The following is a 23,002-nucleotide window of genomic DNA, read 5'->3' on the forward strand; positions in this document are numbered from 1 at the left end:
TCCGATCAGTTCCGGGGGGTCGGGGTCCTGACCCAGACCCGCATGGCTTCGGGGCCGCGGTTGCCCCAGAGGAAGTAGGGGATGAAAGTCGTGGCCACCCCCACCCCCGGGAGCGTCTCTTCCAGCGGCGGTTCGGGATGGATCCTGGGGTAGAGCTCGGCGGGCGGAGGGGGCGCGGCGGCCGCCTCGACGTGCAGCACGACCGCCTCCTCGAAGACCGAGCGGACCGCTTCCCGGGACTCCGGGCAGGCGGCCGCTGGGGACTCCGAGGGGACCGCCCCTCGGGAGTCCGGGCGCGCTGTCTCCTGGGCCTGGGCGGTCGCGCCGGCCCGGCCGGTGCGGGCGGCGGCGATGTCCGGTACGGCGAGCAGCAGGTCGTCCACGGCGGCGGCCGGGCTGTCCTGCTGCTCCACGCAGTAGACCAGCGGGCCGCGGGCCAGGCTGACCGCGCCCCGGGTGGCGTCGAGGTAGGGGTGCGAGCCGTGCGCCCGGACCGGCATGGGCAGGGTGAGGCCGATCACGTCGCCGGCGGCCCAGTGCCGCTCCAGGGCGATCCAGCCGCCGGCGGGCGCCACGTCCTGAGCCTCGCCGTTGACGGTGACGCTCGCCTCGCGGGCCCAGCCGGGCACGCGCAGCAGCAGCCCGTACGGGCCGTCCGGCGCCCGCCCGACCGTCAGGCGCACCTCGCCGTCCCACGGGTAGGAGGTCTCCATCGTCAGGTCCAGCTCGGCCGTCTCGATCGTGGCCGGGGTGTAGGTGGCGATCAGCACGGCGCCGTCCCGCTCGGCCGCCACGTAGTCGGCGAGCTGGGCCATCCAGCGCACGATGTTCGGCGGGCAGCAGGCGCAGCCGAACCAGGCGCGGCGCAGCGGCTCCCCGTCCGGCTCGGCGCCGCTGCGCTGCCGGTGGTCGGGGCGGCGCTGCAGCGGGTTGTCGTAGAAGAACGCCCTGCCGTCCGCCGACAGGCCCACGGCGTAGGCGTTGAGCAGCACCCGCTCGAACACGTCGAGGTATTTGGCGCCGCCGGTGGCCAGGAACATCCGCCACGCCCACTGCATGACGGCGATGGCGGCGCAGGTCTCCGTGTAGGCGCGCTCCGACGGCAGCTCGTACCGGTCGCCGACGGCCTCGTCCGCGTGGCGGCTGCCGAGCCCGCCCGTGATGTACAGCTTGGTCGCCACCATGTCGTCCCAGAGCCGCTCCAGCGCCTCGAAGAGGGAGTGGTCGCCGTTCTCCAGGAACACGTCGGTGGCGCCCGCCGCCAGGTACGCCATGCGCACCGCGTGCCCGGTCACCGAATCCAGCTCCCGGAACGGCACGTGGTCCTGGAAGTAGTCGCCGGCGAAGATGCTGTGCCGGAGCCGGCCGGTGCCACGGCGGTCCACGAACGCCGCCGCCAGATCGAGGTAGGCGCGCTCGCCGGTCTCCCGGTACAGCTCGACCAGCGCCATCTCCACCTCGGGATGCCCGCACAGGCCGTCCTCGGCGAACCCGCGGACCACCAGGTCGGCGAAGCGCCTGGCCACGCGGAGCAGCCGGTCGTCGCCCATCCGCCGGTTGGCGGCGACGGCGGCCTGGACGAGATGGCCCAGCGTGTACAGCTCGTGCCCCCAGGCCAGGTCCTCCCACGGCCGCTTGGTGGCCGCCGGGTCCTGGAAATAGGAGTTGAGGTAGCCGTCCTTCGCCTGCACCCGCTCCAGCAGGCCGACGACCTCCTCGAAGAGCTCCCTGGCCGGCTCGCTGCCGGGGTCCTCGCCCAGCTCGTACGCCAGTCCTTCGAGGGTCTTGTACAGGTCGGTGTCCAGGAACGGGTAGCGGCCCCGGTAGGGGGCGGGGTCCTGGTCCAGGAGGCGGCTCAGGTTGGTGACGTTGCCCGCGGCCCGCAGTTGACCGACCGTGTGCGGGATCGTGGCCAGGCTGTTCCGGCGCTGCCAGTCGTGCAGTAATCCGCCGGTGATGCGCACCCCGGCCAGCGGGCGCACGGCCCCAGAGGCAGTGCGTACGGCGCCGAAACGGGGCTTGACCTGCTTAGACGTCATGAGCCTTCCCAGTAATGTGTGGCATTGCACTGAACCTTAGGTGCACGGTAGGTGGATTGCCAAGGGTTCGGGCCCGACGTAAATGGACCGTAATGCGTACGGAACATGTGACCCAAGCTCATACCTGGGTATGACCGACAGGTTCGGGTGAGGCGCGCGGACGTCACCGGCCGGCGCCGGTGACGTGCGGAGGTATCGAGCGGAGGCGCTGAGGCGGCGCCACGCCGCGCTCAGCGCTCGATGAGGGTGACTTCCAGGGAGTAGTGCGAGGCCCGGTAGACGTGCGAGCCGTGCTCGACGGCCCGGCCCTGGTCGTCGTAGGTGGTGCGGACCATGGTGAGCAGCGGCGCGCCCCGGCGCTCGGCCAGCAGCCGCGCCTCGGCCTGGGTCGCGGCCCGGGCGCCGATGCGCTGGTTGGCCACCCGCAGGCGCACGCCCGCGCCGCGCAGCAGCTCGTAGAGGCCGCGGCCCTCCAGGTCGGCGGCGGTGAGCGGGGCCAGGGCCGGCGGCAGCCAGTTGTGCAGCACGGCCAGCGGCTCCCCGGCGGCGAAGCGCAGCCGCTCCAGATAGAGGATCTGGGCGCCCGTCTCCACGCCCAGGATGCCGGCGACCTCCTCCTCGACCGGCCGCGTCTCCAGGGCCAGCACCTGCGTGGCCGGCTCCTGGCCCGACCGGCGCAGGTCGTCGTAGAGGCTCGTCAGCTCGACCGAGCGCTTGACCTGCCCGTGCACCACCTGCGTGCCCACCCCGCGCTTGCGCACCAGCAGGCCCTTGTCCACGAGGTACTGGATGGCCTGGCGGATCGTCGGCCGCGACAGGCCCAGCTTGTCGGCCAGCAGGATCTCGTTGTCCAGCCGGGAACCGGGCGCCAGGTCACCGCGCCGGATCGCCTCGGCGATCTGCTCGGCCACCTGGAAGTAGAGCGGCACGGGACTGGATCGGTCCAGGTCGATGGCCAGGTTCGCGGTCATGCTGATCAGCTTAACTCAGGTCAGAATGTCCTGACAAATGCCGTCGATCAGCGGACGAGCGCGGGCAGATCCGCCAGTGACGTGATGCGGGGGTAGCCGGCGGGCGCCGGCTCGGCGCCGAGCCGGTCGAGCCAGGCCGAGCGCATCCCCGCCGCCGCCGGTCCCGTCACGTCGTTGCGCACGTCGTCGCCGACCAGCAGCACCTCCTCCGGCGGCAGCCCGAGGGCCGCGGCGGCCCCGGTGTAGGCGGCGGGCGACGGCTTGTAGTGGCCGCCCAGCACCTCGCCCGTCAGCACCGGCCCGAGCAGGCCGCCGAACCCGATCGCGCGCATCTTCATCTCCTGCATGCGCTGCGACCCGTTCGTCAGCACCCCGAACGCGAACCCGGACAGCGCCGCCACCGCCTGCGCCGCGTCCGGGAAGGCGGCCCAGCACTGCCGGTAACGCTCCGCGAACTCGGTGTAGGCGGTGTCCAGGTCGGCGGGCTCGGCCACGGACAGCTCCCGGCAGAAGGCACGCAGGCGGCGGCGCCGCTGCTCCTCCACCGTGCACTCGCCCGCCTGCCACATCGCCAGGTGGGGACCCTCCAGCGCGGCCCAGAGCGCGGGCGCCCGCTCCAGCAGGGGGTGGCCGGGATGGTGCGCCGACAACCAGGCGATGATCGCGCTGTCGGCGGCGCCCCGGTGGTCGAGCAGGGTGCCGTCCAGGTCGAACAGGATGCCCTTGATCATGCGGCGCCTCGGTGGTGGAAAAGAGGGGATCGTCCCTGATCAGGATAGGGGGTGGCGGGCACCGGGCATCGCGCCGGTCAGGAAGGGCGGTCGGTGGCGGCGAAGCGGGCCGCGGTCAAGCCGGTGGGGAGCGAGGGTGTCCGGTGGCCGGGATCCACGCGTCCGCCACGGCCTCGGCCCTTTCGGAATTGCGTATGCACAGGTATGCCCAGCCACTAGGGTGGCCATCGTGCATCACTCGTCACTCTGTTGCGATGGACCAGGTCTCAAGGCTGCTTTTTGTCATCATCGTGGTCATCGGGCGCTGTGACATACGTATGCAGTTGAGTGTGGTGGCGGTCCGGCTCTCGGCGTTGCGCGCCGAATGCGGGTTGTCGATGGCCTCGGCCGCGCAGGCGGCGGGACTCAACACGTCCACGATCTTCCGCATCGAGCACGGCCTCGTGGCGCCACGGGAGTCGACGGTGCGGATCCTGCTGGACCTCTACGGCGAGGGCGAGCACGCGCCCCGGCTGCTGTCGCTGCTGCGGGAGGAGCGGGTGCCCGGGTGGTACGACGCGCCCGCGGTGCCGCTGCCGCAGTCGGAGTTCCTAGAGCTGGAGGCCCGGGCACAGGTGATCTACACCTACGGCCCGCGTTCCGTGCCGCCGTTGCTGCAGACGCCGGCCTACGCCGAGGCGGCCGTGCGCGCCGCGCTCCCGCCCGGCACCCCGCCCGAGCGGGTGGAGCGCGGTGTGGAGCTGGTGGCCCGCCGGCAGGAGGGGCTCGACCGGCACGAGGGGCCGCACCTGTGGGCGGTGCTCGACAGGCAGGCGCTGCTCGATCCGCCGCTGGCCCGCCCGGACGACCGGCTGGTCCAGCTCGACGCGCTGGCGCTGGCCGCCAAGCAGCCGCACATCGCCGTGCAGATCGCCCGGCCGGGCGCCGAGACCGGCTACCTCTACCAGGGGCCGCCGTTCACGCTGCTGCGCTTCGCCGGCCTGGCCCGGCCCGACGTGCTGGTGCTGCACCTGCTGCACGCGCCGGTGGTGGTCGAGGACCGGCGGCGGATCGAGGACCACCAGCAGGCGTTCGCGCGGCTGTCGCTGTCGTCGTTCCCGGTGGACGCGACCCCCGGCGTGCTGGACGGCCTCCGCCCGCTGATCTCCGGCTGAGGTTTTCCGGCCGTCCGCCCCGGCTGACAGGATGAACCTGGTAGATCGGGTGACCAGGTGCCGAAATCAGCGGACCGGTCGCGTCCCGCGGCTGTGGTCGGTGGCCGGGGGTGCCGGGTGGTGGGCGCGGTAGCCGCCGGCCTGCCGTACGTGGTCGATCATGATGCGTTCCGCGGTGTCGGCGTCGCCCGCCTCCAGCGCGGCCAGGATGCCCTCGTGCGCCTCAAGCTGGAGTCCGACCTGCGTCTCGTCCAGCCACAGTGACGCCTCGGCGGGCACCGGGAAGTTGTCGCGTACCGACCTGGCGTGCCCGCCCAGGAACGCCGGCCCGCCGATGTCCACGATGCGCAGGTGGAAGCTCCTGCTCTGCTCGCCCAGCCGGTCGTGGCGGCCCCGCGCGGCGTCGTCGGCCATCGCGGCGTGCAGCTCGCGCAGCCAGGCCAGGTCGTCGGCGGTGATCCGGGCCGCCGCCAGCCGCGCGCCCAGGCCCTCGACGACCGCGCGCAGCCCGTAGTACTCCGCCACCGCCTCCCCGCCCAGGTCCACCACGGTCGCGCCGTGGTGCGCCTCGTAGCTGATCAGCCGGTCCTTCTCCAGCCTGCGCAGCGCTTCGCGTACGGGCGTGACCGACACCCCGAGCCGCCTGGCCACCTCCCCGGCCCGCAGCGCCGTCCCGCCGGGGATGCGCGAGCTGCGGATCTCGTCGAGGAGCACGCTGTAGACGTATTCGGCCTTGCTCATGGGTGGCCGGGGTCCGGTGGTGGACATGTCGCTAAGTGTCCCGCAATTTCGTCGTTAATCATGCTAAGTCTTGACCTATGACATATTTCTTATAAGTTACATTGCCATGACAAGCCTCGCCGACCTGCGGGTCATCGACGCGGCGACCCTGTTCGCCGGCCCCTCCGCCGCGATGATGCTGGGCGACTTCGGCGCCGACGTGATCAAAATCGAGCATCCGCGGCGCGGCGACCCCTCGCGCGGGCACGGCGCCGCCGTGGACGGGGTGGGGCTGTGGTGGAAGACGCTGTCGCGCAACAAGCGCGCGGCGGCCGTGGACCTGTCACGCGAGGAGGGCCAGGAGATCCTGCGCCGCCTGACCGACCGGTCCGACGTGCTGATCGAGAACTTCCGCCCCGGCACCCTGGAACGCTGGAACCTGGATCCGGCCGGCCTGCTGGCGCGCAACCCAAGGCTGATCGTGGCGCGGATGACCGGGTTCGGGCAGTTCGGGCCGATGGCCGGGCGGCCGGGGTTCGGCACGCTGGCCGAGGCCATGAGCGGGTTCGCGGCCATGACCGGGGAGCCGGACGGGCCGCCCACGCTGCCGCCGCTGGCCCTGGCCGACGGCATCGCGGGCCTGGCCCTGTCGTACGCGATCATGGTGGCGCTGCACGCCCGCGAGCGGACCGGCCGCGGCCAGGTCATCGACATGGCGATCATCGAACCCATCCTGGGCCTGCTGGGACCGCAGATGAGCGCGTACAAGGCGCTCGGGGTGGTGCCGCGGCGCACCGGGAACCGGTCGAACAGCAACGCGCCGCGCAACGCCTACCGCACCCGCGACGGCCGCTGGCTGGCGATCTCCACCAGCGCCCAGCCGATCGCCGAGCGGGTGGTCACCCTGGTCGGGCGGCCGGACCTGGTCGAGCAGCCGTGGTTCGGCAGCGGGGCGGGGCGGGTCCAGCACGTGGACGAGCTCGACGCGGCGGTCGCCGGGTGGATCGCCGAGCGGGACGCCGCGGAGGTCATCGCCGCCTTCGAGGAGGCACAGGCCGCGGTCGCGCCCATCCACGACGTCTCCGACCTGGCCGAGGACCCGCAGTACGCGGCGCTGGGCACGTTCGTGGAGGTGCCGGACCCGGAGCTGGGCTCGGTCACCATGCAGAACGTGGTCTTCCGCATGTCGGACACCCCCGGCGAGATCCGCTGGCCGGGCCGGCCGCTCGGCCGGGACACCGACGAGGTGCTCGGCGGGCTCGGTTACGGCGGCGAGCGGATCACCGAGCTGCGCGAGGCCGGGGTGATCGCGTGAACCCCGTCGTGACCTGGCTGTACGTGCCCGGCGACCGCCCCGAGCGCTTCGCCAAGGCCCTCGCGTCCGGCGCGGACGTGGTCATCATCGACCTGGAGGACGCGGTCGCGCCCGCGCGCAAGGACGAGGCCCGCGCCAACGCCGCCGCCTACCTGCGCGACCGCCCCGCCGGGAGCACGGTGCACGTGCGGATCAACGACCTGGCCACCGGGCGCGGCCGGGCCGATCTCGAGGCGGTCGGCGACCTGGCCGACGCCGTACGGGTGCCCAAGGTCGAGTCGCCGGAGACGCTCGACGCCGTCAGCGGGGCGCCCGCGTACGCGCTGCTGGAGTCGGCGGCCGGGATCGTCGCCGCCCGGGAGATCGCCGCGCACCCCCGCGTGGCCGGAGTCGCGCTCGGCGAGCAGGATCTGGCCGCCGAGCTGGCCATCACGGACGAGGGCGCGCTGAACCAGCTCCGGGTCCAGGTCGTGCTGGCCGCCGCGGCGGCCGGGCTGCCCCCGGTGCCCATGTCCGTCTACCCGCACGTCAAAGACGAGGCCGGCCTGCTCGCCTCCTGCCGGGCGGGCCGCGCGCTCGGGTTGTTCGGCAGGACCGCGATCCATCCCCGCCAGATCCCCGTGATCAGGCAGGCGTTCCGGCCGACGGAGGAGGAGACGGCCAGGGCCGCCGAGATCGTCGAGGCGGCCGAGCGGGCCGAGCGGACCGGCATCGGCGCGGTCGCGCTGCCCGACGGCCGGTTCGTGGACGCCCCGATCGTGGCCAGGGCGCGCCGCACCCTGGCCCTGGCCCGACAACTCGCCGCGCCTGGAACGGAGTGGTCGGCTTCTCTTCGATCATAGGTGTGCTTCCGCCCGTCGTAGTTGCGGAGGCACCGCTGGGCGAGGCCACCGCGGAGACCAGGCCGGCGGCCGCGTTGACAGCGCGCAGGGTCGCTTCCGGTTCGGCCGGGCCATGACCGTGGGCGGCCGGGGTGACCGGGCTGCCCGGGTTCGCGATGTCGTACCTGTTCCGCTGGAAGACCGGCGAGGACTGGCCGCGCCGCGGGGCCATTGGTCCGCATGTCTATACAAAGAATTGACATTGAGGTACAACCAGGGCTAGCCCGTTGGTCTTGGAGGTGTCCTATGAGACGTACCCCGATCGTGCTGGCCCTGCTGGGCGCGCTGGCCCTGACCGGCTGCTCATCCTCGGGCGGGCAGAGCGCGCAGAGCCCCCCGGCGGCCTCCGCCCCGGCCGCGGGCGGCGCCGGTTTCGCCGTCATCACCCATGGAGCCCCCGGCGACTCCTTCTGGGACGTGGTCAAGAACGGCGCCGAGGCCGCGGGCGAACAGTACGGCGTGACGGTCACCTACCAGGGTGACGGCGACCCCGCCAAGCAGTCGCAGCTCATCGACCAGGCCGTCTCCCAGAAGGTGGACGGCATCGTGGTCTCCATGGCCAACCCCGACGCGCTGAAGGAGGCCATCGGCAAGGCCGTCGCCGCGAAGATCCCGGTGGTGACGATCAACTCCGGCGCCGACTCCTCCAAGGCGTTCGGGGCCATCACACACGTCGGCCAGTCGGAGGACGTGGCCGGGCGCGGCGCGGGCGAGCAGCTCAAGGCCGCCGGCGTCACCAAGCTGCTGTGCGTCATCCACGAGGCCGGCAACGTCGGCCTCGACCAGCGCTGCAAGGGCGCCGAGGAGACGCTGGGCGGCACGGTCGAGCGGCTGCAGGCCGACGTCAGCAACCTGGCCGACGTGACCTCCAAGGTCACCGCCAAGCTCCAGTCCGACCAGCAGGTCAACGGCGTGCTGGCGCTCAACCCGGCGGTCGCCGTGGCCGCCAGGGACGCGATCAGGGACGCGGGCTCGCAGGCCAAGCTGGCCACCTTCGACCTGTCGGCCGACGTGGTGACCGCGATCCAGGACGGGGAGATCCTCTTCGCCGTGGACCAGCAGCAGTACCTGCAGGGCTACCTGCCGATCACCTTCCTCAACCTGTACAAGGGCAACCTCAACACCGTCGGCGGCGGGCTGCCGGTCAACACCGGGCCCGGCTTCGTCACCAAGGACAACGCCGCGCAGGTGGCCCGGCTCGCCGAGGCGGGCACGCGATGACCGTCGCGGCGGACGAGCGGGTGGCCTCCGTCGGGCCGGCCCGCCGCCTGCTGATCAGGCCCGAGCTGGGCGCGGTGGTCGGGCTGGTCGTGGTGTTCGTGTTCTTCGCCGTGCAGTCGCCGGTGTTCCGCTCGCCTGACGGCATCGCCAACTGGCTCGACCCGGCGGCCACGCTCGGCATCATGGCGGTCGCGGTCGCGCTGTTGATGATCGGCGGGGAGTTCGACCTGTCGGCGGGCGTGCTGACCGGCACCAGCGGGCTGATCCTGGTCACCCTGGCCACCCGCTACGGGTTCAACGTGTGGGCGGCGATGCTCGCCGGGCTGGTCGTGGCGCTCGCCGTCGGGTACGCCAACGGCCTGATCGTGACCAGGACCAGGCTGCCCAGCTTCATCGTCACCCTCGGCACGTTCCTCATGCTGCAGGGCGTCAACCTCGGCGTCACCAAGGCCATCACCGGCACCGTGCAGGTCAGCGGCCTGCGCCGGGCCCCCGGGTTCGAGGGCGCGAGCGCGGTCCTCGCGGGCACGATCCAGATCGGCGGGACGTCGTTCCGGGTGGCGATCTTGTGGTGGGTCCTGGCCACGGCCCTGGCCACCTGGGTGCTGATGCGCTCCCGGGCCGGTAACTGGATCTTCGCGGTGGGCGGCAACGAGCAGGCGGCCCGCGCGGTGGGCGTGCCCGCCGCCCGTACGAAGATCGCGCTGTTCATGACGACGGCGTTCGCCGCCTGGCTGGTGGGCTCGATCCTGGCGCTGCGCTACACGTCCGTACAGGCCAACATCGGCATCGGGCAGGAGTTCATCTACATCATCGCGGCCGTGATCGGCGGCTGCCTGCTCACCGGCGGGTACGGCTCCGCCATCGGAGCCGCCATCGGCGCGGTGATCTTCGGCATGGCCGACAAGGGCATCGTGTTCCTGGGCTGGGACGCCGACTGGTTCAAGTTCTTCCTGGGCGCGATGCTGCTGCTGGCGACGCTGGCCAACCGCCTGGTCAGGCGGTACGCCGAGGAGGTGAAGCATTGATTCTGGAAACCCGCGGCATCGGCAAGACGTTCGGCTCGGTGCTGGCGCTGCGCGAGGTGTCGATGGGCGTGGAGGCCGGCCGGGTCACCTGCGTGCTCGGCGACAACGGCGCGGGCAAGTCCACGCTCATCAAGATCCTCGCCGGGGTGCACCAGCACGACGCGGGCACGCTGCTGGTGGACGGCGAGGAGGTGCGCCTCACCAGCCCGCGCGACGCGCTCGACCGCGGCATCGCCACCGTCTACCAGGACCTGGCGATGATCCCCCTCATGTCGGTGTGGCGCAACTTCTTCCTCGGCTCCGAGCCCCGCAAGGGCCTGGCCTTCGACGTGGCCGGGGCCAGGAAGGTGGCCCGCGAGGAGTTGCGGGCGATGGGCATCGACATCCGCGACGTGGACCAGCCGGTCGGCACGCTGTCCGGTGGCGAGCGGCAGTCGGTGGCCATCGCCAGGGCCGTCCACTTCGGTGCCCGCGTCCTCATCCTCGACGAGCCCACCTCGGCGCTCGGTGTCAAGCAGGCCGGGGTGGTGCTCCGCTACATCGCCCGGGCCCGCGACCGGGGGCTCGGCGTGGTGTTCATCACCCACAACCCGCATCACGCCTACCCGGTGGGCGACCGGTTCCTGCTGCTCAACCGTGGGGCGAGCGTCGGCGAGTACGGCAAGGCCGACATCACTCCCCAGGAGCTGACCGCGCTCATGGCGGGCGGGGCGGAGCTGGAGGAGCTGGCTCATGAACTGCAGCGGGAATGAGCTTGGCGGTAATTTGACGGTTTCGCTGGTCGGCTAGCCGGATGTATGGGGCAAAAACCCCACAGTGAACTCAGGAGCCGGGAGAATGCTCTTGATCTACAATGTAAAGGCGCTGTGGTCGGAAACGCCTCCGGGACCGTTATTACCGTGACGTCCACTCGTCCGGAGGCAGGGAGCCTCCGGGCGGGCGGGACTGCCCGCGCGGGCACCGCTATCAGCACTGTCACCGCTATCAGCACCGTCCGCTCTGGCTGCGCCATCTGCGCTATCCGCACCATCCGCACTTTCAGCACAGGAAGCAGTTCGGGCGCGGGCGCACAGGGGCGCGGAAGGGAGGCCGCCGTATGGTGCGGCGACACCGCGCGCCCTGCCGGGGGGAGCGCCCGTGACCGCCGTCGCGTCCCCGGCCGTCCCCTTCGGCACGGCCTCCGGCCGGATGCCGCTCACTCGCCGGCACCGGATCCCCGCCGTCGCGCTGGTGGGGGTGGAAGGGCGCGAGCCGGCGTGATTCTCGGCGTCGTCCTCGGATGCCACCCGCCGGTCGTGGTGGCGCTGAAGGACGGTGTTCTCGACTGGCCGGTCGGCCGCGCGGTGGCCCGGACGGCGACGCGGGCCTGCCTGGCGGTGGACCTGGACGACGCGCCCACCGCACCCGTGGCGGCGATCCGGGTGGGCGGGCCGTGCCCCGAGGTGCTGCGCCCGCTGGCCGGCCGGCCGGACGAGGCCGGGGTGGCCACGATCGTACGGGGCGGTCACAGCCTGACGGGACGGCCGCTCGCGCCGCTGGACACCGAGGCGGTGCGGCGCTTCGCCGGCTCGTGCGGGCTGATGGACTTCGCGGTGACGGCGACCGGGTCGCCCATGCTGGCCGATCACGAGTTGCAGGTCGCGGCCGTCATCGCGGCGGAGGTGCCGGGTGCGCGGATCACGCTGTCGTACGAGTTCGGGCATCCGGGGCTGCGCGAGCGGGAGGAGGAGACCATCCGCAACGCGGCGCTCTGTCCCGAGGCGGGGCGGATCGCCGACGAGGCGGCCCGGGAGCTGCCGGGCGTGCCGGTCTACTTCGCCCGCTCGGAACGCGGGCTGGTGTCGACGCCCTATTTCCGGCGCTACCCGTACGCCTGCTATCTGGGCCGGACCGCGAGCCTGGCCGGCGGGCGGGCGGCGCTGGGCCGCTCGCAGGCCCCCGACGAGGTGGCGGCGGCCTACGGCGCGGCGCTGGGGAGGCCGGAGGCGCAGGTGGAGCGGATCGTGCAGGCGCGCGGGCGGGCCGAGCTGGACCGGGAGCTGCAGGGCGTCAGGGACGAGGTGCTCACCCGGGTGGTCAGCGCGGGTGCCGCGCCCGGGTCGGCCCGGGTGGCCGAGACCACGGTGAACCCGCTGTCGTACCTGCCGCACGGGCTCTACCGGATCCGGGTGACGGCGGAGGGGGCGACGGCATGAGTCTGCGGATGGGCACCGAGGAGCTCGCTTGGCTGGCTGAGGGGTCGCGGTTGTTCGCGGCCGGGGCGGGTGAGTCGTCGTACAACCTGTCCCGGGACTGGGCGGGGAGCGTGGCCGGGGCGGGCGTCACGCTGGTGGCGCCGGAGGAGCTGCCGTCCGGCACGTTGTGCGTGGCGATCAGCCTGGCGGGGTCCACGACCGCGCTCGGGGAGCAACTTCCGGGCGGGGAGGAGCCGGCGCGGGCGGTGCGCGCCCTGGAGCGCCGGCTGGGCGAGCGGGCCGGCGCGGTGACGGCGCTGAACCTGGCGGCGGAGAACGCGTTGATCCCGTTCATCGGGGCGGCCGAGCTGGGGGTGCCGATGATCGACGGCGACGGGTCCGGGCGGGTGTTCCCGCTGGTGGAGCAGACCACGTACGCGCTGGGCGGCATGAGCCCGACCCCGCTGGCGCTCGCGGGGGCCTCGGGCGAGCTGGTGCTGCTGGAGACGGCGTCCGACCGGGTGGAGGAGCTGCTGCGCCCCGTGGTGCTGTCGGTCGGCGGGTGGGCGGTGGCGGCGTGCTATCCGATGCCGGCCGGTGACCTGGCCAGGGTCCTGGTGCCCGGCACGGTGAGCCTGCTGCTGCGGGCCGGCGTGCCGGGGGCGCCACGGTCGGTGGCGGCACCGTACGGGGTGCGCACCCTGTGCCGGGGGGAGATCCAGGCGGTGGAGGGCAGCATGCGGCCCGAGTCCGACCTGGCGCTGCCGTCGTCGCCGTCGAGCATCGTGGTGCAGGAGACGGAGGGGTTGCGGCGGCTGGTGCGACTGGAGGCGCACAACGAGATCGCGCTGGCACTGGCGGACGGGGCGGCGGTGGCCATGGCGCCGGACCAGATCTGCCTGATCTCGACGACCGACGGGATGGTGGTCGACGTCGACAAGGCGGAGCCCGGACTGCAGGTGGAGGTCATGGTGCTGAAGGCCGCACCGGTGTGGCACACGGAGCGAGGGCTGGCGCTGGGCGGGCTGAGCGCGTTCGGGATCCCGCTGTGACCGGGCGCCGGCGGGGTGCCGCTGTGAGGGGATGTCGGCGGGGTGCCGCTGTGAAGGGGTGCTGGTGCGCGGGCATGAGTGCAGGGGGTTGTGCCGTGACGGCGGTGCGAACGAACGGGGCCCGGCCGTGAGCGCGGTGCGCGGGTCGGGGTGGGCGGCGCCGGTCACGGTGGCCGAGCTGGTCAACGCCGGGCCGCTCGCCGGGGCCCGGATGTACGGCACCGGGGAGAAGCCGGTGCACCAGGTGCGGATCGTGGACCGGCTGTCGGTGTTCGCGGCGGTGGCGCCGCACACGGCGGTGGTGCTGATCGGGGCGGCGGCCAGCGGCGGCTGGGCGGTCGAGATGGCGATGCGCCGGGCCTGGGAGCAGGCGGCGGCGTGCGTGATCGCGCCGTCGAGCGGCCTGAGCGAGGGCTCGGGCGAGGTGCTGGCGGAGCGGCTCGGCGTCACACTGCTCTTCGTGGACGAGGACCCGCTCGTCCTCGCGGTCCGGGTCGCCTCGGCCGCCTCGCGCCCCGAGGCCGCCCGTACGCAGCTCGTCGCCCGCTGCGCCACCCGGCTCGCGGACGCGGGCGCCTCGGCCCGGCGCGTGCTGGGCGTCCTGAACGCCGAGCTGCCCGGCACGTCGGTGACCCTGCTGGACCGGTACGGCCGTTACCTGGCGGGCCGGCAGAGCGTCGGCGGGCCGGTGGGGGACTATACGACGGGCGGGCGGTGGTCGGCCGAGGTGGAGGTGCCGGACCAGGAGGGGGCGGTGCTGGGCACGCTGCTGGCCGGCGGCTCGTCGCGGTCGCCGGGGTGGCCGGCGGTGGTGCGTACGGTGCTGGGGCTGGCGGTCGCCCCGCTGACCGCCTGGGCCGCCCAGGAGCGCCTGCGGGTCGCCCGCGACTTCGCCCTGCAGTACACCCTCGCCGAACGCCTCCTCACCGAGGCCGCCGCAGAGGAGCACGAGCCGGGACCGGTCACGGGTCGGGCCGTCTCCGAGGCGGCCGACCTCGAAACGGATGAATCCGACACGGCAGACCTCGGCCTCGACACGACCGGCCTCGACACGACCGGCCTCGACACGACCGGCCTCGGGGCGGACGAACCCGAGGTGGGCGGATCTGCGGGCGCCGGCTCGGGCGGCGCCGGCGGGGGCGGTGTGTGCGCTGACTCCGGTGGTGCGGACGCGAGCCGGGCGCGCGGGATCGGCGCGGATCGTGTGGGTGGCGTGGGTGGCGTGGGTGGTGCTCGTGCGGAGGCGGTCGCGCTGGGCTGGCCCGTGCAGGGGACCATGACCGGCTATCACATCCGTCCGGTGGGTCACGTCGAGGACGCGCCGCTCGCTCGGGCGCTGATCACGGCTGCCATCGGACAGGTGCCGGTGCTGCCCAGGGGTGGCGGGTGGGCGGGCTGGGCCGCGCTGGACCCCGGCCGGCTGGCGGGACGCCTGGAGCGTTGCCTGGAGACGATGCCGTGGCCGTGCGCGGGCGGCGTGGGCGCGCCGGTGGAGGGGCTGGCCGTGGTGGGGGAGTCGTTGCTGGGCGCCGAGGCGGCGGCGTTCGTGGCGAGCCCGGGGGCGGTGGCGCGCGCTGATCGCATGGGCCCGGCCGAGCTGCTCGGCGCGCTCCCGGCAGGCGTGCTGCGCGCCCCCGCGGAGGCCGTGCTGCGGCCGCTGCTGGAGATCGACAAGGACGGCACGCTGCTGGGCACCCTGGCCGCGGTCCTGGACGAGGGCGGGGCGCTGAAGGCGGCCGAACGGCTGGGCGTGCACCGTAACACGGTCACCACCCGCCTGGAGCGCATCAAGTCGGCGGGGTTCGACCTGGACGACACCGCCACCCGCCTGGCCCTGCAACTCGCCTGCCACGTGATCCTGCGCTGAGCCCCCGGGCCCTCGCGCGACCCAGAATCGGTACCTCGCGCTGCCCGCATGCCCTCGCGCCATCCATGCGGTTCGCGCGGCCTCGCGCTGTCAGTGTGCTCACGCGCTGCCCGCGCGGCCTCGGGCTGTCCGCGCGGCCGCGCACTGATCCTCCTGGCCCGTGCCGAAGCGGGGGTGCTCGCGGCGGCTGAAGCCCTCGGTGGTGCCGGCAGACGACGGGAGTCGCCCGCTCGTGCCGGTGGACGGCAGGGCCGGATCGGGAGGTGGTGGGGAGTCCCGCCGCACCAGCACCGGGGGGACGTGCTGGTGCGGCGGGTGGCCGGGGGTCAGTGGGTGGTCATGCCCTGGATGAGGTCGGCGGCCGTGGCCGCGGGGGAGCGGCGGTGGGGCGAGCCGTAGCCGCCGCCCCCGCCCGACTCGCAGCGCAGCACGTCACCCGCCTTGACCGGCAGCGCGTTGACCTTGAGCATCGCGCGTTCGCCCGCCGTCCCCGGGTTCAGGAGGACGCGCGGCGGGGCGCCGGCGGCGCCGCCCGCCAGCCCCCAGGCGGGGGTGACCGAGCGTTCGAACCACAGGGACAGCATGGCGTCGCCGCAGCACTCGTACTCCCGGATCACCCCGTTGCCGCCCCGCCACTGGCCCGCCCCGCCGGTGTCCGGGCGGATCTCGTAGCGGCGCACGCGCACCGGGAACAGCGTCTCCAGCACCTCGATCGGCATGTCCCGCAGGGCGCCGTTGACGTTGTTGATCAGGCAGGACTCGCCGTCGCCGCCGTCCCAGGCGCCCCAGCCGCCGACCGTGGCCTCCTGGGAGACGTACAGCTTGCCGGTACGCGGGTCCGTGCCGGTGAACTGCACGATCATCGAGTCCCCGTACGAGGCCGCCGCCGACCTGCCCGGCAGCGCCGGCGCCAGCGCCTTGACCACCAGGTCGATGAGCAGCCCCAGATGGGAGTAGTAGTACTGGCAGGCGGCCGGCGACTCGGCGGCCAGCATCGAGCCGGGCCGCGTCTCCACCGTCAGCGGCCGGAACGAGCCCCCGTTGAGCGGCACGTCGCCGGAGACCAGCAGCTTGTAGCCGACCCGGACGGCCGCCACCGCCTGGGCCGCGCCGCAGTTGACCGGGCCGAGGGTCTGGTCGGCGCAGTCGGTCAGGTCCACGTGCATCGACTCGCCCGACACCGAGACCGTCACGTTGACCGGCAGCGGCGTGTCCAGGTCGATGCCGTCGTTGTCGAGGAAGCCCGAGGCCTCGTAGACGCCGTCGGGGATGGCCGCGATGGCCGCCCGCTCCAGCAGCTCGGTCTGCGCGAAGATCTGGTCGCGGGCCGCCAGCACGGTCTCCTGACCCCACCGGGTGACGATCTCCTTCAGCCGCCGCTGCCCCGTCATGGCGCAGCTCACCTGGGCCCGCATGTCGCCGAGGGTGGCGTGCGGGAAGCGTACGTTGCGGGCGATCAGCTCGTGCAGGTCGAGGCAGGGCTCACCGCCGGCGTAGAGCTTCACCGGGCCCAGCCGCAGGCCCTCCTGGAAGATCGAGGTGGAGTCCATCGAGCCGCCGGGGTCCTTGGAGCCGACGTCCAGCCAGTGCGCCCGCGACGCCGCGAACCCGGCGAGCGACCCGTCCACGAAGATCGGGCCGTAGACGGTGACGTCGTTGAGGTGGGTGCCGCCGATGTAGGAGTCGTTCAGCGCCCACACGTCGCCCTCCTGCCAGACCCGCGGGCCGTACATCCGTTCGGTCTCGCGGGTGCACACCTCCAGGTTGCCCAGGAAGATCGGCAGCCCGGACGACTGCCCGAGCACGTTGTGGTCCCGGTCGAGCAGCGCGACCGCGCAGTCCTTGGCCTCGTAGATGACGGGGGTGTAGGAGCTGCGGATGAGGGTGGTGTTCATGTCCTCGGCCGCCTGCAGCAGCGCGCAGCGGATGATCTCCGTTGTGACGGGGTCGATCACGCGTTCACCTTCACGATGAGGAAGCCGTTGCGGTCGACGGTGGCCAGGCAGCCGGGCGGGATGACGGTGGTCGCGGTCTCCTCGACCACGATCGCGGGCCCGGCCAGCTCGCCGTCGAGGCCCGCGCGGCGCAGCACGGGGGTGCTGTGCGCCACGCCGTCGAAGATCACATCCCGTACGTGCCCCGCCGGGCTCCCGGATCCGGCCGGGGGAGCGGCGCCGGCGCGCGGGAACGAGCCGAATCCGGTGCTGCGCAGCATGACGAACTCCACCGGGGCCTCGGGCGTGGCGTGCCCGTAACGGCTGGTGTGCGCCTCGGCGTAGCGGGCCGCGATCGTCTCGGTGAACCCGGGCTCGGCCGGCTCGTACGCGTCGCGCAGCGGGATGGTGAGCGTGTAGTCCTGGCCCTCGTACCGCATGTCCACGGCGTGCTCCACCCGGCGCCGCTCCTCCGGGACGCCCTGGGAGTGGAGCGCGTCGAGCGCCGCCTCCTCCAAAGTCACAAGATTGCCGGACATGTCGGCATGATCGAGCACGTCCTGCGGCCGGAAATACGGATGCGTCAGATCCCGCCGCACATCCGCCTCCAGCATCCCCCACGCCGAGAACGCCCCGGGGAACCGGGGTACCACCACCTCGCTGATCCCCAGCTCGCGGGCGATGAACGCGGCGTGCATCGGCCCCGCCCCGCCGAACGCCACCAGCGCGAACTCCCGCGGCTCCACCCCGTGCTCCACGGTCAGCGTGCGGATCGCCTGCGCCATCTTGGCGTTCGCCACGTCGCAGATGCCCTCGGCGAGCCGCAGCGGATCGAAGCTGAGCTCCTCGGCCAGGGTCGCCACGGCCACCCCCGCCGCCTCCACGTCCAGCGTCATCAGCCCGCCCGCGAACCACGCCGGATCCACCCGGCCGAGCACCACGTTCGCGTCGGTCACCGTGGCCCGCGTGCCGCCCCGGCCGTAACAGGCGGGCCCCGGCTCGGCGCCCGCCGACTCCGGCCCCACCCGCAGCGCGCCCGCCTCCGTGTAGGCGATCGAGCCGCCACCCGCGCCGATCGTGTGCAGGTTGACGATGGGCATGAGCACCGGGTGACCCTCGATGCTCGCCTCCGCGCTCACGTCCGGCCGCCCGTCCACCACGAGCGACACGTCGAACGACGTGCCTCCCATGTCGACGCAGATGGCGTGCCGGCGCCCGGCCAGCAGGCGGCTGACCGCCACCCCGCCCATCGTGCCGCCCACCGGCCCGGACAGCAGCGTCTGCAGCGGCCGGCGCATCGCGTACGAGGCGTTCACCAGCCCGCCCGACGACTGCATCACATGCACGGGCACCGCCAGGCCACGCTCCGCGAAGCGCCGCTCGATCCGGCCCAGGTAGCGGCGCACGACAGGCCCCGTGTACGCCTCCAGCACCGCCGAGGACGTCCGCTCGTACTCGCGCCACTCGCGCGCCACCTCGTGCGAGAGCACCACCAGCACGTCGCCGCCCAGCTCGGCCCGCAGGACCTCGCCCGCCCGGATCTCGTGCGCAGGATTGACGTAAGAGAACAGCAGACACACCGCCACCGCATCGAAACGCTCCTTCCGTGCTCGCCGCGCCGCCCGCCGCACCGACTCCTCGTCCAGGGGCGTGAGCTCCCGCCCCCGGTAGTCCAGCCGGCCGCCCACCTCCATCACGTCCTGGCGCGGGACCAGCGGTGGCGGCTTGCGATAACGCAGGTCGAACATGCGGTCCCGGTTGCCCCTGGCGATCTGGTAGACGTCCCGGCCGCCCTCGCCGGCCAGCAGCAGCACGCGGGCTCCCTTGCGCTCGAGCAGCGCGTCCAGCCCCTGCGTGGTGCCATGGACGAAGAACGAGATGGCGGCCGGTTCGGCCACGACCCGGTCCAGCGCGTCGAAGACGCCCTCCGCCAGGTCTCCCGGAGTGGTGGGCGCCTTCGAGGCGCTGACGGCCCCGGTCCGCTCGTCGTAGCAGACGACATCGGTGAAGGTGCCGCCGATGTCCATGGCGACGCGATACCTCATGCGCAGCACCGTATGCCGCGCGAGGCCCCGGGCGCATGTGCCGGCCGCACAGGGTGGCTCATGCGCTCAGTGCATCCCGCCGCCCGCCGGCTCCCGCCGGTGATCGGCGGCGGTGGCGGCGGGCCGCGGGAGCATGGCCGCGACCTCCGTGGCCAGGACCGGATCGGCCTCGAACGCCTTCATGATCGCCAACTTCAGCGCCGTGCGGCTGGGCTCGTCATCCGGCTTGGCGACCGCCACCTCCTCGATCACCCGCCGGGAGTAAGGGTCGCCGCGGCCGAACACCCGCTGCAGGATGCGCGCCCCGCGGGCGTCAGGGGTGCGGGCGGCCAGCTCCGCGGTCCTGGTCAGCACGGCACCGCCATAGGCGCCGATGGCCGCGGTGACAAAGGGCATGACAGCGTCCGCGGTTTCCATGAGGCCCTCCCGTCCGTCCTTATGGAATGACGAGATGGTAGCTCCCGTGGGGCGGGCGGCAAGGGCATACCCTGTCGAATGTGTCCGCGCCGTTTCTCACTCTCACGTCAAGCATCGAGCACGAGACCGAGGCGCGGCGTTCGCGCTTCATCTGCGCTCTGGCGCCCGCGCGCACCGTCGAGGAGGCGCAGGCCTTCATCGGTGAGCGCCGCCGCCTGCATCCGGCCGCCAGCCACAACTGCACCGCCTACGTCATCGGGGAGCGCGTGCAGAAGGGCGACGACGACGGGGAGCCCGGCGGCACCGCGGGCACGCCGATGGTGCAGGCCCTGGTGGGGCGGGGGTTCAGCGACGTGGTGGCGGTGGTGACGCGCTATTTCGGCGGCACCCTGCTGGGCGCGGGCGGCCTGGTGCGCGCCTACGGCTCGGCGGTGACCGAGACCCTGGACCGGGCCGACCCGGTGCGCATGGTGCCGGCCCGGCTGGTCGCCGTCGCGGTCGCGCACGACCAGGCCGGCCGGGTGGAGAACGACCTGCGCGCCTCCCGGTACGCGGTGCGCGACGTCACCTATGCGAGCGACGTCGCCTTCCAGGTCGCGGTGGCCGGTGACGAGGTGCCCGCGTTCACCGACTGGCTGGCCACGCTGACGGCCGGGCGGGCCCGGGTGACCGTGGGCGAGGGCATCCACGTCCCGGAATGACCCCGGCGCCCTTTCAGCCCTCCAGGGCGTACTGCATGACGCGGAACTTGGCCTGAGCCTCGGCCAGCTCGGCGGCCGGGTCGGAGTCGCCCATGATGCCGCCGCCCGCGAACAGCCGGGCCCGGCGGCCCTCCACCAGGCCGGAGCGCAGCGCGATGCCCCACTCGCCGTCCCCGTGGGCGTCGATCCACCCCACGGGACCGGCGTAGCCTGCCCGGTCCATGCCCTCCAGCTCGCGGATCACCTCGATCGCGGTGTGGGTGGGGGTGCCGCCGACGGCCGCCGTCGGGTGCATCGCCGCGACCACGTCGAGCACCGACGCCCCGTCGGCCAGCCGCCCGGTGACGTGGCTGGCCAGGTGTTGCACGTTGGGCAGCGTCAGCAGTTCGGGCACGTCCGGCGTCTCCAGGGAGGAGCAGAGCGGCGCCAGCGTCTGGCGTACGGAGGCGATCGCGCACTCGTGCTCGTGCCGGTCCTTGGGCGAGGCGAGCAGCGCGGCCCCCCGCGCGAGGTCGTCGGCCGGGCCGGTGCCGCGCGGGGTGGTGCCGGCCAGCACGAGCGACTCGATCTCCTGGCCCGTGCGCCGGATCAGCAGCTCGGGCGTGGCGCCGACCAGGCCCGCCACCGAGAACGTGTAGCACTCGGGATAGCGCCGGGCCAGCCGGGTGAGCAGCAGCCGCACGTCGATGGGCCGCTCGGTGGTGGCGACCAGGTCGCGGGCGAGCACCACCTTCTCCAGCTCGCCTTCGCGGATGCGCCGCGCGGCGCGGGCCACCACGTGCTCCCACTCGGGGGCGCTCAGGCTGCCGTCGCCGTAGCTGATGCGGCCCGGATCGCGGATGGGGGAGAACGTCTCCAGCGGCACGTCGCCGATCGTCGTCAGCCAGGCGTGGCCGCCGCGGCGGGCGAGCACGGCCTGCGGCACGACCAGCACCGAGCCGTGGGCGTCCGTGTCGAAGGTGAAGCTGCCGAAGGCGACCGGGCCGGAGCCGGGGACGCGGACCGCGTCCTCGACGTGGGACTCGCCGAAGACGGTGGCCAGCCATTCCCTGGCCCAGCCGAACCTGCCGGGACCCGGGGGGATGTCCACCCTCGCGGCCTCGCCCCAGCCGACGAGCCCCTCACCGTTTCGGATCCAGGCGTAGGGGGAAGTCCGGGGCAGGGCTGCCAGCAGGTCACCGGGATCGCCGACAGGGGTGGTGCGAACCGGTAGCGGGCGGGTTGTTCCGAGCGCGACACTCACTCAAGACACTCTATGCGGGAACTGAACACGTTCGACTCGGACCCCCGTGAATGCGGGGCAACCGCCGATGAACCCCGAAAAACCCGAACCTTACAGGGGTTTAGGAAACAACCTGATCGGCCGCCGCCTGTCAAGCACTGATATGAAAGCGGTCCTGAAATGGCAGACCTTGCCGTGGCGCCATAGTGAGCCGTTGATCGACTCCCTACCTTGAGGGCCATGATCGGTCGCCTGGGGTCCGTCCTCACCGCAGTGGTTGTCCTTTCTCCGCCGGTCCCGGCCCAGGCCGCCTCGGCCCAGGCCGTGCCCGAGATCATGGCCGCACTCGGCGACTCGATCTCGACCGGCTTCAATGCCTGCGGCTTCTACGTCTCGTGCAGGACACGCTCCTGGTCCGCCGGTGACAACAGAGAGGTCGCCAGCCACTACGCGCGTCTGTCCGACTTGCCTGGAACGCTCCAGAAGCATAACCTCAACTTCGCCGCGCCCGGAGCGACCAGCGCCGACCTGCTCGGCCAGATGAGGAAGGCGGTCGCCGCCAAGGCCGATTATGTGACGATTCTCATCGGCGCCCAGGACGCCTGCGTGCGCACCGAGGACGCCATGACCCCCGTGCAGACCTACCGGCGCCGGATGGACGCGGCGCTCGCCGAGCTGCGCTCCGGCATGCCGCAGGCCAGGGTGTTCATCGCCAGCATCCCCGACGTGCGGCGGCTGTGGCAGGTGGCCAAGGACAACCCGCTGGCCCGCACGTTCTGGACGGCGGGGCGCGTCTGCCAGAGCATGCTGGTCCGGCCGACCTCCGCCAAGACCGCCGACGTCGAGCGCCGCGCCAGGGTGCGGGCGCGGGTGATGGCCTACAACCGGGCGGCGGCCGAGGCCTGCGCCGCGTTCGGGCCCGCCTGCGTCACCGACGGGGGAGCGGTGTTCTCCTACCCGTTCACGATCCGCCACGTCAGCCGCTGGGACTACTTCCACCCCAACACGGCCGGGCAGCGGATCCTCGCCGAGGAGACGTTCACCCGCGGCTTCGAGTGGCTCGACTCGCGTTAGCGCGGCCCGTCCGCCGGGCTAACGGCACTGGGCCAGCATGGCCTTCTTGCCGGCGGCGGTGACGGGCACGCCATACTTCAGCGCCACCTGCGCGAAGCAGGTGACGTAGGCGCAGCGGACGCGGCGTTGCGGCGGCAGCCAGTGCGCCGGCCCCGAGGCGTCCTTCTGCTCGTTGGCCTCCCCGTCCACGGGCATCAGGTTCAGCGGGTCGTTGGCGAAGTCCAGCCGCTTGGCCATGGGCCAGCTCCGCGCGCCCATGCGCCACCCGGTCGTTGCCCGCCCGGTCCGGCTCGGCCGTCCGGCTGATCGAGGACGTGATCCAGACCGACGCCGCGCTCAACCCGGGCAGCTCGGGCGGCGCGCTGGCCGACGCGCGGGCGCGGGTGGTCGGGATCAACACGGCCGTCGCCGGGTTCGGCGTCGGGCTGGCCGTGCCGATGAACGGCACCACCCGCT

Annotated in this window: 21 protein-coding genes; 12 read left to right on the plus strand and 9 right to left on the minus strand. The window is 73.1% G+C overall.

Annotated features, from left to right (window positions below; all coding sequences use genetic code 11):
* Nucleotides 1-5 precede the first annotated feature (5 nt).
* From ABGB18_RS19100 to ABGB18_RS19110, 3 genes are all read right to left on the minus strand, one after another.
* Entirely contained in the window at nt 6-2,039 is a 2,034-nt protein-coding gene (locus tag ABGB18_RS19100) for a beta-L-arabinofuranosidase domain-containing protein (protein WP_347696866.1), read from the minus strand.
* A 230-nt stretch (nt 2,040-2,269) separates the two neighbouring features.
* Nucleotides 2,270-3,010, minus strand: coding sequence for a GntR family transcriptional regulator (locus ABGB18_RS19105; RefSeq protein WP_347696867.1), 741 nt, complete (start codon nt 3,008-3,010; stop codon nt 2,270-2,272).
* Between the two features lie 47 nt (nt 3,011-3,057).
* The gene (locus tag ABGB18_RS19110) at nt 3,058-3,741 is read right to left on the minus strand and encodes an HAD family hydrolase (RefSeq protein WP_347696868.1); all 684 of its coding nucleotides are present in this window, start codon (nt 3,739-3,741) and stop codon (nt 3,058-3,060) included.
* 254 nt (nt 3,742-3,995) lie between these two features.
* Between ABGB18_RS19110 and ABGB18_RS19115 the strand changes: the two genes are divergently transcribed.
* Complete coding sequence (locus ABGB18_RS19115; RefSeq protein WP_347696869.1) at nt 3,996-4,895, plus strand: Scr1 family TA system antitoxin-like transcriptional regulator; 900 nt, start codon at nt 3,996-3,998, stop codon at nt 4,893-4,895.
* Between the two features lie 66 nt (nt 4,896-4,961).
* Here the strand turns inward: ABGB18_RS19115 and ABGB18_RS19120 are convergent, their stop codons facing one another.
* Nucleotides 4,962-5,663, minus strand: a complete 702-nt coding sequence (locus ABGB18_RS19120; protein ID WP_347696870.1) for a GntR family transcriptional regulator — start codon at nt 5,661-5,663, stop codon at nt 4,962-4,964.
* A gap of 79 nt (nt 5,664-5,742) precedes the next feature.
* Between ABGB18_RS19120 and ABGB18_RS19125 the strand changes: the two genes are divergently transcribed.
* The 9 genes from ABGB18_RS19125 to ABGB18_RS19165 all read left to right on the plus strand — a co-directional run bounded on the left by ABGB18_RS19125 (nt 5,743) and on the right by ABGB18_RS19165 (nt 15,153).
* Nucleotides 5,743-6,930: a CoA transferase gene (locus ABGB18_RS19125; protein ID WP_347696871.1), complete on the plus strand. Its 1,188-nt coding sequence runs from the start codon at nt 5,743-5,745 to the stop codon at nt 6,928-6,930.
* Complete coding sequence (locus ABGB18_RS19130; RefSeq protein WP_347696872.1) at nt 6,927-7,772, plus strand: CoA ester lyase; 846 nt, start codon at nt 6,927-6,929, stop codon at nt 7,770-7,772. The genes ABGB18_RS19125 and ABGB18_RS19130 overlap by 4 nt, the downstream gene beginning before the upstream one ends.
* 285 nt (nt 7,773-8,057) lie before the next feature.
* The gene (locus ABGB18_RS19135; protein WP_347696873.1) at nt 8,058-9,032 is read left to right on the plus strand and encodes a sugar ABC transporter substrate-binding protein; all 975 of its coding nucleotides are present in this window, start codon (nt 8,058-8,060) and stop codon (nt 9,030-9,032) included.
* Complete coding sequence (locus ABGB18_RS19140; RefSeq protein WP_347696874.1) at nt 9,029-10,060, plus strand: ABC transporter permease; 1,032 nt, start codon at nt 9,029-9,031, stop codon at nt 10,058-10,060. Before ABGB18_RS19135 ends, ABGB18_RS19140 begins: the two co-directional genes overlap by 4 nt.
* A complete protein-coding gene (locus tag ABGB18_RS19145) occupies nt 10,057-10,812 on the plus strand; it encodes an ATP-binding cassette domain-containing protein (RefSeq protein ID WP_347696875.1) in 756 nt (251 codons plus the stop codon). Before ABGB18_RS19140 ends, ABGB18_RS19145 begins: the two co-directional genes overlap by 4 nt.
* Before the next feature lie 385 nt (nt 10,813-11,197).
* Nucleotides 11,198-11,320 (plus strand): hypothetical protein, encoded by a 123-nt coding sequence (locus ABGB18_RS19150; protein WP_347696876.1) that lies wholly within the window; start codon nt 11,198-11,200, stop codon nt 11,318-11,320.
* On the plus strand, nt 11,317-12,255 hold the full coding sequence (locus tag ABGB18_RS19155) for a hypothetical protein (RefSeq protein WP_347696877.1): 939 nt from the start codon (nt 11,317-11,319) through the stop codon (nt 12,253-12,255). The genes ABGB18_RS19150 and ABGB18_RS19155 overlap by 4 nt, the downstream gene beginning before the upstream one ends.
* Nucleotides 12,252-13,286: a DUF917 domain-containing protein gene (locus tag ABGB18_RS19160; RefSeq protein ID WP_347696878.1), complete on the plus strand. Its 1,035-nt coding sequence runs from the start codon at nt 12,252-12,254 to the stop codon at nt 13,284-13,286. The genes ABGB18_RS19155 and ABGB18_RS19160 overlap by 4 nt, the downstream gene beginning before the upstream one ends.
* Nucleotides 13,287-13,413: 127 nt before the next feature.
* Nucleotides 13,414-15,153 carry a helix-turn-helix domain-containing protein gene (locus ABGB18_RS19165; RefSeq protein WP_347696879.1) on the plus strand — a complete coding sequence of 580 codons (1,740 nt, stop codon included), beginning with the start codon at nt 13,414-13,416 and terminating at the stop codon, nt 15,151-15,153.
* Between the two features lie 326 nt (nt 15,154-15,479).
* Here ABGB18_RS19165 and ABGB18_RS19170 read toward each other — a convergent pair whose 3' ends face one another.
* From ABGB18_RS19170 to ABGB18_RS19180, 3 genes are all read right to left on the minus strand, one after another.
* A complete protein-coding gene (locus ABGB18_RS19170; protein ID WP_347696880.1) occupies nt 15,480-17,108 on the minus strand; it encodes a hydantoinase B/oxoprolinase family protein in 1,629 nt (542 codons plus the stop codon).
* Nucleotides 17,105-19,132 carry a hydantoinase/oxoprolinase family protein gene (locus ABGB18_RS19175; RefSeq protein WP_347696881.1) on the minus strand — a complete coding sequence of 676 codons (2,028 nt, stop codon included), beginning with the start codon at nt 19,130-19,132 and terminating at the stop codon, nt 17,105-17,107. The genes ABGB18_RS19170 and ABGB18_RS19175 overlap by 4 nt, the downstream gene beginning before the upstream one ends.
* Nucleotides 19,133-19,198: 66 nt before the next feature.
* Nucleotides 19,199-19,549 carry a hypothetical protein gene (locus ABGB18_RS19180; protein ID WP_347696882.1) on the minus strand — a complete coding sequence of 117 codons (351 nt, stop codon included), beginning with the start codon at nt 19,547-19,549 and terminating at the stop codon, nt 19,199-19,201.
* A gap of 80 nt (nt 19,550-19,629) precedes the next feature.
* Here ABGB18_RS19180 and ABGB18_RS19185 point away from each other — a divergent pair, with 80 nt between their 5' ends.
* Nucleotides 19,630-20,250, plus strand: a complete 621-nt coding sequence (locus ABGB18_RS19185; protein ID WP_347696883.1) for a YigZ family protein — start codon at nt 19,630-19,632, stop codon at nt 20,248-20,250.
* Between the two features lie 13 nt (nt 20,251-20,263).
* Here ABGB18_RS19185 and ABGB18_RS19190 read toward each other — a convergent pair whose 3' ends face one another.
* Nucleotides 20,264-21,493 carry an isochorismate synthase gene (locus ABGB18_RS19190; RefSeq protein WP_347696884.1) on the minus strand — a complete coding sequence of 410 codons (1,230 nt, stop codon included), beginning with the start codon at nt 21,491-21,493 and terminating at the stop codon, nt 20,264-20,266.
* Nucleotides 21,494-21,712: 219 nt separating this feature from the next.
* Between ABGB18_RS19190 and ABGB18_RS19195 the strand changes: the two genes are divergently transcribed.
* A complete protein-coding gene (locus tag ABGB18_RS19195) occupies nt 21,713-22,546 on the plus strand; it encodes a GDSL-type esterase/lipase family protein (RefSeq protein WP_347696885.1) in 834 nt (277 codons plus the stop codon).
* Nucleotides 22,547-22,564: 18 nt separating this feature from the next.
* On the opposite strand, the gene ABGB18_RS19200 is transcribed toward ABGB18_RS19195, so the two are convergent.
* Entirely contained in the window at nt 22,565-22,783 is a 219-nt protein-coding gene (locus ABGB18_RS19200) for a DUF1524 domain-containing protein (protein ID WP_347696886.1), read from the minus strand.
* Between the last annotated feature and the right edge of the window lie 219 nt (nt 22,784-23,002).

The sequence above is a fragment of the Nonomuraea sp. B12E4 genome (genome assembly GCF_039871825.1).
Lineage (GTDB): Bacteria > Actinomycetota > Actinomycetes > Streptosporangiales > Streptosporangiaceae > Nonomuraea.